The organism is Pseudomonas sp. ASL8, assembly GCF_056680355.1.
On record NZ_CM155278.1, the window covers coordinates 1,002,813 to 1,016,154 of the forward strand.

Annotated in this window: 12 protein-coding genes; 5 read left to right on the top strand and 7 right to left on the bottom strand. The window is 57.5% G+C overall.

Annotation, left to right across the window (positions count from 1 at the left end):
• Positions 1-144 precede the first annotated feature (144 nt).
• Together ureC and AC1MEA_RS04620 are read left to right on the top strand one after the other, a co-directional pair.
• Entirely contained in the window at positions 145-1,845 is a 1,701-nt protein-coding gene (gene ureC, locus AC1MEA_RS04615) for an urease subunit alpha (RefSeq protein ID WP_219062484.1), read from the top strand.
• A gap of 130 nt (positions 1,846-1,975) precedes the next feature.
• Positions 1,976-3,106 carry a sensor histidine kinase gene (locus AC1MEA_RS04620; protein ID WP_480916960.1) on the top strand — a complete coding sequence of 377 codons (1,131 nt, stop codon included), beginning with the start codon at positions 1,976-1,978 and terminating at the stop codon, positions 3,104-3,106.
• A gap of 104 nt (positions 3,107-3,210) precedes the next feature.
• On the opposite strand, the gene AC1MEA_RS04625 is transcribed toward AC1MEA_RS04620, so the two are convergent.
• Complete coding sequence (locus AC1MEA_RS04625; RefSeq protein ID WP_219062482.1) at positions 3,211-3,516, bottom strand: chaperone modulator CbpM; 306 nt, start codon at positions 3,514-3,516, stop codon at positions 3,211-3,213.
• A gap of 2 nt (positions 3,517-3,518) precedes the next feature.
• Entirely contained in the window at positions 3,519-4,463 is a 945-nt protein-coding gene (gene cbpA, locus AC1MEA_RS04630) for a curved DNA-binding protein (RefSeq protein ID WP_219062481.1), read from the bottom strand.
• A gap of 329 nt (positions 4,464-4,792) precedes the next feature.
• On the opposite strand from cbpA, the gene AC1MEA_RS04635 reads away from it, so the two are divergent.
• Complete coding sequence (locus tag AC1MEA_RS04635) at positions 4,793-6,058, top strand: Hsp70 family protein (RefSeq protein ID WP_480916961.1); 1,266 nt, start codon at positions 4,793-4,795, stop codon at positions 6,056-6,058.
• Positions 6,059-6,152: 94 nt separating this feature from the next.
• Here the strand turns inward: AC1MEA_RS04635 and AC1MEA_RS04640 are convergent, their stop codons facing one another.
• From AC1MEA_RS04640 to AC1MEA_RS04650, 3 genes are all read right to left on the bottom strand, one after another.
• The gene (locus tag AC1MEA_RS04640) at positions 6,153-7,163 is read right to left on the bottom strand and encodes an AI-2E family transporter (RefSeq protein WP_219062479.1); all 1,011 of its coding nucleotides are present in this window, start codon (positions 7,161-7,163) and stop codon (positions 6,153-6,155) included.
• Between the two features lie 191 nt (positions 7,164-7,354).
• A complete protein-coding gene (locus tag AC1MEA_RS04645) occupies positions 7,355-7,654 on the bottom strand; it encodes a PsiF family protein (RefSeq protein ID WP_449633992.1) in 300 nt (99 codons plus the stop codon).
• 87 nt (positions 7,655-7,741) lie between these two features.
• Entirely contained in the window at positions 7,742-8,527 is a 786-nt protein-coding gene (locus tag AC1MEA_RS04650; RefSeq protein WP_449633993.1) for an AraC family transcriptional regulator, read from the bottom strand.
• 95 nt (positions 8,528-8,622) lie between these two features.
• Between AC1MEA_RS04650 and AC1MEA_RS04655 the strand changes: the two genes are divergently transcribed.
• On the top strand, positions 8,623-9,510 hold the full coding sequence (locus tag AC1MEA_RS04655; RefSeq protein WP_219062476.1) for a DMT family transporter: 888 nt from the start codon (positions 8,623-8,625) through the stop codon (positions 9,508-9,510).
• Here the strand turns inward: AC1MEA_RS04655 and AC1MEA_RS04660 are convergent.
• A complete protein-coding gene (locus AC1MEA_RS04660) occupies positions 9,505-10,395 on the bottom strand; it encodes an esterase/lipase family protein (protein ID WP_480916962.1) in 891 nt (296 codons plus the stop codon). The genes AC1MEA_RS04655 and AC1MEA_RS04660 overlap by 6 nt on opposite strands.
• Before the next feature lie 236 nt (positions 10,396-10,631).
• Here AC1MEA_RS04660 and AC1MEA_RS04665 point away from each other — a divergent pair, with 236 nt between their 5' ends.
• The gene (locus AC1MEA_RS04665) at positions 10,632-11,165 is read left to right on the top strand and encodes a ferritin-like domain-containing protein (protein ID WP_374028650.1); all 534 of its coding nucleotides are present in this window, start codon (positions 10,632-10,634) and stop codon (positions 11,163-11,165) included.
• Positions 11,166-11,292: 127 nt separating this feature from the next.
• On the opposite strand, the gene AC1MEA_RS04670 is transcribed toward AC1MEA_RS04665, so the two are convergent.
• A complete protein-coding gene (locus AC1MEA_RS04670; RefSeq protein WP_480916963.1) occupies positions 11,293-12,945 on the bottom strand; it encodes a methyl-accepting chemotaxis protein in 1,653 nt (550 codons plus the stop codon).
• Between the last annotated feature and the right edge of the window lie 397 nt (positions 12,946-13,342).

Here is a 13,342-nt window from a genome sequence, read left to right on the forward strand (position 1 = left end):
TTCATTTCGCCAGACAGATATTTTTCATCTGATCGGACGCCTTCGCGGACAAGCCCGCTCCTACAGTGGATTGCGTTCACCCTGTAGGAGCGGACTTGTCCGCGAAGAGACCGGTACAGGCACCGAACGAACCAAGGGATCGCCATGAAGATTTCCAGACAAGCCTACGCCGACATGTTCGGCCCCACCGTTGGCGACCGCGTGCGGCTGGCCGATACCGAGCTGTGGATCGAAGTCGAGAAAGATTTCACCACCTACGGGGAGGAAGTGAAGTTCGGCGGAGGCAAAGTCATTCGTGACGGCATGGGCCAGGGCCAATTGCTGGCGGCCGAGGTCGTCGACACCTTGATCACCAACGCCCTGATCATCGACCACTGGGGCATCGTCAAAGCGGATGTCGGCCTGAAGAACGGGCGCATCGCCGCCATTGGCAAAGCCGGCAACCCGGATATCCAGCCTGACGTCACCATCGCGGTCGGCGCCAGTACCGAAGTGATTGCAGGCGAAGGCATGATCCTGACTGCCGGCGGCGTGGACACCCACATCCACTTCATCTGCCCACAGCAGATCGAAGAGGCCTTGATGAGCGGTGTGACCACCATGATCGGCGGTGGCACCGGCCCGGCCACGGGCACCAATGCGACCACGGTCACCCCCGGGCCGTGGCATCTGGCGCGCATGCTGCAAGCGGCCGATGCCTTCCCGATGAACATCGGTTTCACCGGCAAGGGCAATGTCAGCCTGCCCGAACCCCTGATCGAGCAAGTCAAAGCCGGGGCCATTGGCCTCAAGCTGCACGAAGACTGGGGCACCACACCGGCCGCCATCGACAACTGCCTGAGCGTGGCCGACCAATACGATGTGCAGGTGGCGATCCACACCGACACACTCAACGAATCCGGCTTTGTGGAAACCACATTGGCCGCATTCAAGGGCCGCACCATCCACACCTACCACACCGAAGGCGCGGGGGGCGGGCATGCCCCGGACATCATCAAGGCCTGCGGCTTTGCGAACGTATTGCCCAGTTCGACCAACCCGACCCGCCCGTTCACCAAAAACACCATCGACGAACACCTGGACATGCTGATGGTTTGCCATCACCTGGACCCGAGCATTGCCGAAGACGTGGCGTTCGCCGAAAGCCGCATCCGCCGCGAAACCATCGCTGCCGAAGACATCCTGCATGATCTCGGCGCGTTCTCGATGATCAGCTCCGACAGCCAGGCCATGGGCCGCGTCGGCGAAGTGATCATGCGCACCTGGCAAACCGCCGACAAAATGAAGAAGCAGCGCGGCCCTCTGCCTGAAGACGGCCCCGGCAACGACAACTTCCGCGCCAAACGTTACATCGCCAAATACACCATCAACCCGGCGATTACCCACGGCATCAGCCATGAAGTGGGCTCGATCGAAGTGGGCAAATGGGCCGATCTGGTGCTGTGGCGTCCAGCGTTCTTCGGGGTGAAACCCAGCCTGATTCTGAAAGGTGGCGCCATTGCCGCCAGCCTGATGGGCGATGCCAACGCCTCGATTCCGACGCCGCAGCCCGTGCATTACCGACCGATGTTCGCCAGCTATGGTGGCTCGCTGCACGCCACCAGCCTGACCTTCATCAGCCAGGCGGCGCTTGATGCCGGGATCCCCGAGTCACTGGGCCTGAAAAAGAAAATCAGCGTGGTAAAGGGCTGTCGCAACGTAAAAAAAACCGATCTTATCCACAATGACTACCTGCCAAAAATCGATGTCGATCCACAGACGTATCAGGTCAAGGCCGATGGCGTGTTGCTGTGGTGCGAACCCGCGGAAGTGTTGCCCATGGCGCAACGGTACTTTCTGTTCTGATGCAGCAGCTTCCGATGCGGCCTGTCTTTGAAACATTAACAGGCCGCCCGGAACCTGGCAGTGCTTGAAACGAGACAAAGACGCTAAGATGCGCCACCTCATTTATAGCTGCCCAGCAAGGTAACCGGCCATGCGCCTCTCTGAGTTCATCGTCCAACAGGTTGACCGTATAGTCGATGAGTGGGAAAAGTTCGCAAAAACCATAAAGCCAGCAGCCGACTCGATGAACCGAATCGAGCTACGTGACCACGCCAAAACGATTCTGCTGGCGGCCGCCCGGGACATGACCACCTCGCAGACTGCAAGCGAACAGGCGGCCAAAGCGAAAGGCGAAGGCCCGGAAAAATCCCCGACACTGGATCAGGCAGCCGCCAGCCATGGCGAGTTGCGTCATAACGTAGGCTTTGATTTAGTGCAGATGACGTCTGAATTTCGTCATTTGCGTGCCAGCGTGATTCGATTATGGGTCGCCAGTCTGGAGTCGCCAGAGCTGACGTACTTTCAAGACATGATTCGCTTCAACGAAGCCATCGATGAAGCGCTGGCCGAGTCCACCGCGGCCTATGCCGAGCAAGTGACACGCTCACGGGATATCTTCCTGGCGATTCTGGGGCATGATCTGCGCGCGCCTTTGCAAGCCGTCAGCATGTCCACAGAACTGCTGGTGCGTAAGCTCGACCTTGATGAAAGCGCACAGGCCTATGTCGCGCGCATTAAAGGGGGCACCCGGCACATGGGGGCGATGGTTCGAGATTTACTCGAGTTCGTGCGCAGCCGTCTGGGCGCCAGCTTGCCCGTCGAGCGTAAGCCCATGGACATGGCCAGCGCCTGTCGCGAGGCCATCGAAGAAGCCTGCGCCGGTCAGCCGCACTGTGACCCAAGTCTTGTGGTCAGCGGTGATACCCACGGTGAATGGGATCGCGGACGCATTGATCAATTGCTGCAAAACCTGATTGGCAATGCGTTACAGCACGGTTCCAACAGCCACAAAGTCAGCCTGACCCTCACTGCCGATGAGCACGACGTCACCCTGCTCATGCACAACTTCGGCGAGCCTATTGCCGAGGACGCGATCGCAACGATTTTCGACCCGATGGTGCGCAGCGCCAGCGAAGTCGTCGGCCAACCGTCGACCAGCCTTGGGCTGGGGCTGTTTATCGTCAGGGAAGTGGTCAATGCCCATCAGGGCAGTATCAAGGTCAGCTCAAACAGCACTGATGGCACCACGTTTACCGTGGTATTGCCCAAAGTCGCGAAATAACAGCAGTTGGCCCAAGGTAGAGGCGTCAGACACCGGTTGTGTGTCTGAGGCCGTCTTCGCGAATAAACGTGCGAAGTCCGTGTGCCAAGCGCTATCGAACGAGATCAATCCAGCAAAAACCGCCCCAGGCGCTGCTTGAGCATACGGTTCTCGGCCCGCAAGAGCTCGACTTCGCCCAACAGATCCAGCGCAACAGCCACCCCTTGCCATTCCAGATCCAGGTCATGCTGTAATTTCAGCGCCCGCTTGGCGACCGCCAGGGCGTGGGCGTCGAACAACCAGTCATCCGGCTTTTGCCCCTGAGGTTCGAGGATGCCGTGTTCGACGATTTCGATCACGTAGGCAGCCGGTATCTCGGTTACCTGACAGAATTCCTTCATATCCAGCTCTACGATCAGGGTGCTGCTCATGATCAGTTACTCCATTGGACCCGCGGATCAAAGGCGGCTTTCTCAGCCAGGCTTTGCCAAATCGCCTTGGTTTCTTCGTCGGAAAACGTGGGCATGACGACTTTAAGCTGGGCGTAGAGATCGCCCCGCTGCCCCTTCTTGTCGATCAAACCATTGCCTTTGACGCGTAAGCGCTGACCGCTCTGGCTGTCCGGACGGATGGTCAGGTGGATCTTGCCGGTCAGGGTCGGCACCGCCACTTTGGCACCCAGCGCAGCTTCCCATGGGGTCAACGGCACGGTGATGATCAGGTCATGACCTTCAACATCGAACAACGGGTGAGGTGCCAGACGGATGATCAGGTACAGATCACCATTCGCTCCACCGCCCACACCCGGCGCGCCCTGCCCTTTGAGGCGAATACGCTCGCCGTCGGCGACACCGGCCGGGATTTTCACGTTCAGGGTTTTAGTGATGTCCGGCAAACGCTGGCCGTCAGCGCTGTGTTGCGCGACCTTGAAGCTGACCTGTTTCGATTCGGTCGACAGGGTTTCTTCAAGGAAAATCGGAAGTTCCATCTCTACATCCTGTCCACGGCGACCAGCGCTGTGCGCACGGCCTTGCTGAGCCCGACCACCAAAGATCGAGCTGAAAAAGTCTGAAAAATCACCCCCGGCTTCATCCCCGAAACCACCTTGAGGTGCGCCACGACCCTGCCAGCCAGGCGGCCCCTGGAATGGACGACCCTGCTGGCCGTACTTACGCAGGTCATCGTATTCGGCACGCTTTTCCGCGCTTTTGAGGACTTCATAAGCCTCTGAAGCCTCTTTGAACTTGGCTTCTGCGCCCGCTTCTTTGCTGACATCAGGGTGATACTTGCGCGCCATTTTGCGGTACGCGGTCTTGATCGCCTTGTCGTCCGCCGTCGGCTCTACGCCAAGAATCTTGTAGTAGTCTTTGAAGTCCATCTAACGGTCACCCTCCCCAAATTTATCCAGCTTAGCCCCGAAACGCCCATGCTCTGCGCATAGCATCCTCTTATTCGGCGCGTTTGGATCGATTAACGTTGCAAGCTTAATGGCTGCCGAGCGGACTCACGTGATGAGTTCAGCTGATAAACCGCTCAGGCGCCAGGCAATACCCGCAAGATTGGGGGCAAGTGCGGCCAGTTCAAGCCTTGCGTACGGATCGAGCCTCAAAATCAGCATTTAACTGCATCTAACCGACGTTTGCCCTACGCATCTGCGGTGCACTGACATACACTGCGCGGCCGTTTTTTAACTGGAACATGAAACACATGAAAAACGAATCTCCAGCCCGTGCCTGCGGTATCGACTTCGGCACGTCCAATTCCACTGTCGGCTGGCTGCGCCCTGGCATGGAATCGCTTATCGCGCTGGAGGACGACAAGATCACATTGCCGTCGGTGGTGTTCTTCAACATCGAAGAGCGCCGCCCAGCCTATGGCCGCATGGCGTTGCACGAGTACCTGGAAGGCTATGAAGGCCGCCTGATGCGCTCGCTGAAAAGCCTGCTGGGTTCCAAGCTGATCAAACACGACACCAGCGTTCTGGGCACGGCCATGCCGTTCAAGGACCTCCTGGGGCTGTTTATCGGCGAGCTGAAATACCGTGCCGAGGTCACCGCCGAGCGTGAGTTCGATGAAGTGGTGCTGGGCCGCCCGGTGCATTTTGTCGATGACGACGCCGCCGCCGACCAGGAAGCCGAAGACACCCTGGTGGAAGTCGCCCACAAGATTGGCTTCAAGGAAGTCTCCTTCCAGTACGAACCCATCGCAGCCGCATTCGACTATGAGTCGACCCTCGAGCGCGAAGAGTTGGTGTTGATCGTCGACATTGGCGGCGGTACCTCGGACTTCTCGTTGGTGCGCCTGTCGCCGGACCGGCGTTTCATCGCCGACCGTCACGACGACATTCTTGCCACCGGCGGCGTACACGTCGGCGGGACTGATTTCGACAAGCAACTCAGCCTGCAAGGCGTGATGCCGCTGTTCGGTTACGGCAGCCGGATGAAGAGTCAGGCCTACATGCCCACCAGCCACCACATGAACCTGGCGACCTGGCACACCATCAATGCCGTGTACTCGCAGAAATCCCAGCTGGCGTTAGGCAGCATGCGCTACGACATCGAGGACACCAGCGGCATCGACCGCCTGTTCAAGCTGATCGAGCAGCGCGCCGGGCATTGGCTGGCGATGGAAGTGGAAGAAACCAAGATCCAGCTGACCCACGAAGAAAGCCGCCATGTTGCGCTGGACCGGATTCAGCCAGGCTTGAGCGTGGAACTGAGCCGGGTGTTGTTCGAGTCAGCCATCGACGCATTGCTGACGCGGGTGCGCAACAGCGTGTCGAAGCTGCTTAATGATGCAGGCGTGAGCGTTGACCAGGTTGATACGGTGTTCTTCACCGGCGGCTCGAGCGGCATTCCGGCGTTGCGTAACAGCGTCTCGGCCATGCTGCCCAACGCCCGCCATGTGGAAGGCAACATCTTCGGCAGTATCGGCAGCGGCTTGGCGATCGAAGCCAAGAAGCGCTACGGCTGATTCAGTCAGGCAGGTAACTCCCACAGAAGATTGCATGCCTCTGTGGGAGTGAACTCATTGGCGAATGGCCTGAAACGGTCGATCTGATACCGCGCTAAACCAGCCCTACCCCTCTCAACTCGCTTTTCAAATACGCGTAATAAATCGGCCCGGCCACGACGCCGGGCAGGCCGAAGGCTGCTTCGAAGATCAGCATCGCCAGCAACAATTCCCACGACTTGGCACTGATCTGACCGCCGACGATCCGCGCGTTGAGGAAGTACTCAAGCTTGTGGATCACGATCAGATAACCCAGCGCCGCTGCGGCTACCCAGATCGATAGCGACATGCCAACGATGAAGATCAGCGTGTTGGACATCAGATTCCCCACCACGGGCAGCAGGCCCAGCAGGAAGGTGAGGATGATCAGCGTTTTGGTCAGCGGCAGATGAACCCCGAATAACGGCATGACCACCGCCAGAAAGATCCCGGTAAACGCGGTGTTCAGCAGGGAAATCTTGATCTGCGCGAAAACGATATTGCGAAAGGCCTGACTCAAAAAGCTCAGACGATCGAACAGCGCCGCCGCCAGCGGTTTGCGCTTGTGCACGTCACTCACCTGCTGCAAGGCGATGATCGCACCCAACACCATACCGATCAGCAGCGTGACAAACATGTGCGCCGCGCCCTTGCCAAGCAGCTGTAGCTCGCCCACATGCTTCGCCAGCCAGGCACCCAGCGACACACGGAACTCGGCGGCGCTGGCGGGCAGGTAACTGTCGATGAACGGCGGCAGTTGCCCGCGAGCGCGGTCCACCAGAATCATGAATTTATCCAGCGATGCGCCAGGATTTTCTGCTTCGTGCAGCAAGAAACTGATCGCGCCGGCAAACAGCAAGGCCAGCACACTGACCACCAGCGTGCCCAACAACGCCACCGCCAACCAGCGCGCGCGCTCTCCTGCGATCAGTCGCTGCAACTTCGGTGTGAGCATGTTGACCAGCTCGTACACCAGCAACCCGGCCAACAGACTCGGCAGCAGTTTGAGCGGCAAGACCAGTAACAAACCGCAAAAAATGATGATCCAACTGGCCAACAACACGTGACGCGGAGAAAACGTTGGCATGACAGCCCCAAAACGAACGGCTCGAAAAGGTGGGCAGTCTGCCAGCGTTCCGGGTCGAGGACCAGCGATCCGATAGCCGTGCCGATGATCAGCCGACAACGCCTGCGATCACAGCCCGAATCAAGGCCGGCAATCGCAGGTTTAAATGCGCTGGACGTGCCGCTGCACCTGTCATGGCAGCCGGTTGTAGATTATTTTTTAAGGCACTGACTCATGAATGCTTTGCGCTCATCGCCCTTCAGCGCTTTCGCCTGAGGATCGGCATTGCAGTCTTTCATTTTCTGCTGCTGAGGCGTGACCGCCTTGACCGCCGGTGCGGGTGACGCTTTCAGGCAATTGCTCATGAAGGCTTTGCGCTCATCGCCCTTTAGGGTTTTCGCCTGGGGATCAGCATTGCACGCTGCCATCTTGTTCTGTTGTGCTGTAGCAGCGAAGCCTTGGGCACACATCAACACACCCACGATCAGCAAAGGTATATGCAGCATCTTCATGGAGTTTTCTCCTGATTACCGCACCGGGCAGCACGGTTCGCGTTGAAGTGTAGCCAACGCTCCGCCATGTGTTACGGCATCTGCCTATCAGGCTTTTTTTGCCTGCCGACGATACTGCTCGGGCGTACATCCGGCCAGACGCTGGAACATCGAGATAAACGCCGAGGCACTGCTGTAGCCCATATCGAAAGCGATTTCCTGCACAGAGCGACGTCCTTCCAGCGCCTCGATGGCCGCCAGAAATCGCATGCGCTGACGCCAGTCACCGAAGCTCATCCCCAGCTCGCGCAGGCACAGGCGCGCCAATGTCCGTTCGCTGACATGCACCTCACGCGCCCATTCGACCAAGGGCCGGTTATCCCCCGGATCGGCCTGCAAGGCCTGGAGCACGCTGTGCAGCCCAGGGCTTTGCGCGTAAGGCAGATAGCGCGTTTGCACCTGCGCCACGCGCAATTGATCGACCACCACTTGCGCCAACCGGATATCAGCTTCGTGCTCAGGGATTTTCACGTCCCGTTCCGCAAAGTCATTGAGGATCGCTTTGAGAATGTCGCTGATCACCAGCGTGCACGGCTCGCTCGGTAAACTGGCGCAATGTTCGAGGGCGAGATAGACCGAGCGATAAACGATAGCCTGGCGGTTGTAGCAACTGTGTTCGGTAGTGGGCGGTATCCAAACGGCATAGTGCGGCGGCGAGATAAAGCGCTGCCCGGCAATTTCCAGCTCCATCACCCCGTGAGCGACAAAATTGAGCTGGCCCCAAGCGTGACTGTGCGCCGCACTGTGCGTGTCAGCACCGAACTCGTCGTGGCGCAGGTAAACCGGGGACGGCAGCCCGGAAAAGTCTGGAATGCTTAAAAGCTTGTTGTTCATGCTGTCTGTATTCAAGGGGATGTTGTCTGAAACAGAGTATAGCCATCGATCCAGACAGGGGATAATCCAGTCTCATTTCTGTTGTGGTTGTCCTTATGCAATACCTGTATCCGTTATTGGCCATTTTGATCTGGGCCGGCAATACCGTCGTCAACAAATTGGCCGTGGGCGTGATCTTCCCCGCCGAGATCGGTTTCTATCGCTGGGTGCTGGCCGGGATCCTGTTCACGCCCTTCATGCTCAAACCAGTGCTGGCCAACTGGACGACGATAAAACCCAACCTGGGGAAAGTCTTCATCCTCGGCGTGCTCGGCATGGCGGTGTATCAAAGCCTGGCGTACTTCGCCGCAACCCTGACCTCGGCCACCAACATGGGGATCATTCTGTCGCTGATGCCGATGATGGCCCTGACGCTGTCGATCACCAGTCTCGGTAATCGCCTGACAGCAGGGGCGTTAGTGGGTGCGGTGCTGTCGTTTGGCGGGGTCTTGGTGGTGATTTCAGCGGGCAACCTGAGCACCTTGATCGAGCAGGGCGTGAACATGGGCGACGCGATGATGCTGGTCGCGACCCTGGCGTATGCGGTCTACAGCACGTTGCTCAAAAAGTGGCAATTGCGCATGCCGCCCCTGCAACTGCTGTACCTGCAAGTGTTGGTGGCGATTATTGTTCTGCTGCCACTGTTTGTTCTGTCGCCCAAAGCGGGGCTGAGCCCGAGCAATATCCCTTTGATTTTATATGCCTGCATCCCCACCTCGATGCTGGCTCCGCTGATGTGGATGCACGCCATCAGCCGTCTAGGCCCGAGTCGCACGACGTTGTTTTTCAACCTGCTGCCGATCGTCACCGCACTGATTGCCGCTGCAGTGCTGGGCGAACGCCTGGCCCTGTATCACTTGCTCGGCGGTGCGCTGACGCTGGGTGGCGTGGTGCTGGCGGAACGCTGGAAGACACCGTTACGGGCCCGATCAGCAGCCTTATAGCCCCGCCGCTTTCAGACGCTCGGCATGCTCGGTGAACAACCGCACCGGGTCAGCCCCCTTGCCCACCAGCCCGAGTGTCTGGTTGACGATGTCGAAATGGTCGAGCGGATAGTCATCGCCGATGACCGTTCCCAAGTGCGAACTGAAACGCCCGACCATACCGTCGCAATGCCCAACTTCACGGGTAAAAGTACGGGCAAACAGGCGACAGGTGACGTTGGTACCGTCCAGACGATTACGCCCGCGATCACTGCGCCCTGGCTGCAACGTGCCGGACCACGAGTAATAACGCACACCGTTGACCGACTCTTCGCCCTGCCCGCCCCACGTCTCGGGCAAGCCTTGCGGGCAGCGGCGATTGAACAGCGCCACGCCCTCGGTGGTCAGCGATTGGTGAGACGCATCGACATCGATCGGCAACTTCGGCCCGCGATAGCCGGTCTCCAGCAGGCGCATCAACCCGGCCATCAGGCGCATGGCGCCATTGAGCAGGCGTCGTCGGACCGTGCCGAGAGGGAAGCTTCGTCCCAGGTAATCCGCCAGCTCCGAGCCATGATTCGGGCCGGCGACCGAGGTCACGGACGCTACCAGATCCGGGCGTTTCGCTGCGGCGTAGCGACTGGTCAGCGCGCCCTGACTATGGCCGATCAGGTTGACCTTGGCCGCCCCCGTTTCGCGCAGTATTCGCTCGATCTGTTGCAGCAATTGTTCGCCGCACACTTCAGTGGAATTGACGGCAGACACCATCACCGGAAAGACCTTGGCCCCGCCCTGCCGCAACCTCGACACGATCCCGAACCAGTAGGGGTACACCACCACCCGGACAAACCCTAATAAACCCGGAACCATCACCAGCGGATAACGCGTGGTCAACTCTTGCGTCATAAACCCGGATCCTTTGCATAGAGGACTTCAACCCTGACGGCACTCGCACACTGCGGGCCCACTGTCTCGTGTCCAATTGAAACTGGCAATGGACCAACCACGCCCACTTCAATAAAACTTTCTCGTTGTTCATCACTCACAACTACGTACCGATCACGCCGGAGTACCCATTTGAAGGTTTTAATGGGCAGCTCTCGAGAGCGAGACGGAAACCGGATTTGCCCTGGAGATTGATGATGAGCAACGAGCAGCAATTATCAGATGTGAGCAGCTTGCGCCAACGTGCGCGCGTGAATGTGGAAAACGGTGCAGTCACCGAGGGTTACAGCGCTGACCGTGAAACCGTTTTGCGTTTGCTCAACGAGTCACTGGCCACAGAACTGGTGTGCATCCTGCGCTATAAACGCCACTACTACATGGCCAAAGGCCTGAAGGCCAACGTCGCGGCTACCGAGTTCCTCGAGCACGCTCAGCAAGAGGCAGAGCATGCGGACCTGCTGGCGGAGCGGATCGTGCAGTTAGGCGGCGAACCGGAATTCAATCCGGACACCCTGTCGAAAAACTCCCACGCGCAGTACGTCGCCGGCAACACGCTTAAGGAAATGGTCTACGAGGACTTGGTCGCCGAGCGGATCGCCATCGACAGCTACCGCGAAATCATTCAATACATCGGCGAACAGGACCCGACCACCCGGCGGATTTTCGAAGTGATCCTCGCTCAAGAAGAAGAGCACGCCGATGACATGGCGGATATTTTGAAGGATTTGTGATTACCGCCTAGACGCATTCGCAGGCTGCACCCGCAGAGAATCGAGTCATTCTGTGGGTGCAGCCTGCCTGCGAAAGCGGTCGTAATCCGTATGCCATTCTGAAACCGCTCTTTTATGAGCGACTATTTTAAACTTGGAAACGACCTATTTGGTGTTGTAAAGCACTGCCGAGATTTGCCAAGCCAGTGCTGGAAGCAGCCGTTTGTTCGCTAGCGATCGCTGATTGGTCGGCGATATCGCGTACAGAGGTCACACTACGGCTAATCTCCTCGGCGACAGCACTTTGTTCTTCCCCTGCGGTTGCAATTTGTCTCACCATTTGTTGAATATTCGCAATCATCTCGGCGATGGCCGCCACCGCATTGCCTGTGTTTGAAACTTGAATCACCGTCTCGTCGGTAAGACCGCGACAGACATCCATCATCCCCGCAGCCTCTTCGGCGATTTGTTGTAAGCCGGTCGTGAGCTTTCCTATCTCTTGGGTTGCCCCTTGCGTACGCTTGGCCAAGTTTCGAACCTCATCGGCAACCACTGCAAAGCCACGGCCGGCATCCCCAGCGCGAGCCGCTTCGATTGCCGCATTCAGTGCGAGCAGGTTGGTCTGATCCGCTACCGATTTGATCACATCAAGAACGCCACCTATATGTTCGCTTTCCTGTTTGAGGCGGGTCATGGCAGTCGCAGATTTAGAGACTTCATCTGCAAGACGCGTAATCTGAGTGATTGCCAGCTTGGCCATTCCGCCACCTGCCTGCGCCTGCATATCTGCACTTAAGGCTGCATTTGCCGCGTCCTCAGAATTACGGGCCACTTCAAGAGCAGTGGCCAACATTTCATGAATGGCCGTCGCGACCTGATCGATTTCCAACCGTTGGTTCGCGACACCAATACGGCTCTGCTCTGTGGCGGCGGAGAGTTCTTCCGCAGCCGTTGAAATGACATTCGATGAACTGTGCACTTGACCGATAAGGCGACTTAAACTTGATTGCATTTCACCCAGCGAAAACAGGACGCTGTCTCGGGCGGCGGTTTTAACTTCGGGGATAGGCCGTATATCGCCCGAGGCGACTCGCTGCGCAATAGTGGAAAGCACCGCGGGTTCGGCGCCTAGGGCGCGAGCCAAACCGCGTATGATTAACAGTGAAAGGATCAAGGCGATCACCACTGCAAAACCACTGACGGCGATCAGTATGTTACGTTGTCCTGCATATTCAGCGCGGGCTCGTTCCAGGCTGGCCATCGCACGTTGGGTGCCAAACGTCGTATATGCATTTACGGCGGCGACCAACTGATTAAGTAACGGCAGGCATTCGGTATTCATTTTGAGGACTGCCGCCTCCTTGTTTCCTTTCGTTGCCAAACTAACTATGTCCATCGCGACAGGGCCGTAACGAGACTCGATATTCTCTATTACCGTCAGCAAGCGGTGTTCTTCACTCCCATTGTCTATCGATGATAACCGACCAATCGAAGTACTCAACTCGGCCAGCAAACTGCTAACGCGTTTGTGGGCGAGAATCACTGTGGCACTTTCGGACTCCCGCTCAGGTGCCGAGGTAACAAGAACCAGGTTACGTGCCGATATGGCCCGTTGCTGAGCGAAAAACAGTAGACTCGTGGCTATTTCTTTGCGCTTGCTAAGCCCATCGACATAATCGGAAAAACGCTGATTGGCATCACTGAGATTTAAGAGGGAAAGCAAGCAAACCAGCAAAATTATGAGCGTCATAACGCCAAAGCTAAGACTCAGTTTGGCCTTTACAGATAGGTTGCTTATCATTATTTTAACCTGCGTCTGAAGAGCGATCTCATTGTGAATTCCGCAACTTTCAGCAGACTACCACGCGAACATTATAATAATGATGGTTGCTGGCTAAAAAGCGATTTTTTATTAAGTTAAATTTTGCAAGCCTGCTAACTGCTATTCGAAAAGATACAGTAAAGTTCCAAAGGGACATTCATTGTAACCGTCCGGTTATGCTGATGAGTCTGATCCAGACTGCCACGCTCAACGAGCAGGGGTCTCGACAGGAATGGCCGTTACCCCCGCACAGATTCGTAGGTGCGGAATTACCGCCTATAGCGCCTGCCACACGTAAGTGACGCGAAGCGACCCTTTGGGTAAGGATGTGCATTTATGGGTTTAGGTATAGGGAGCACAGCATCGGCGATCAGCG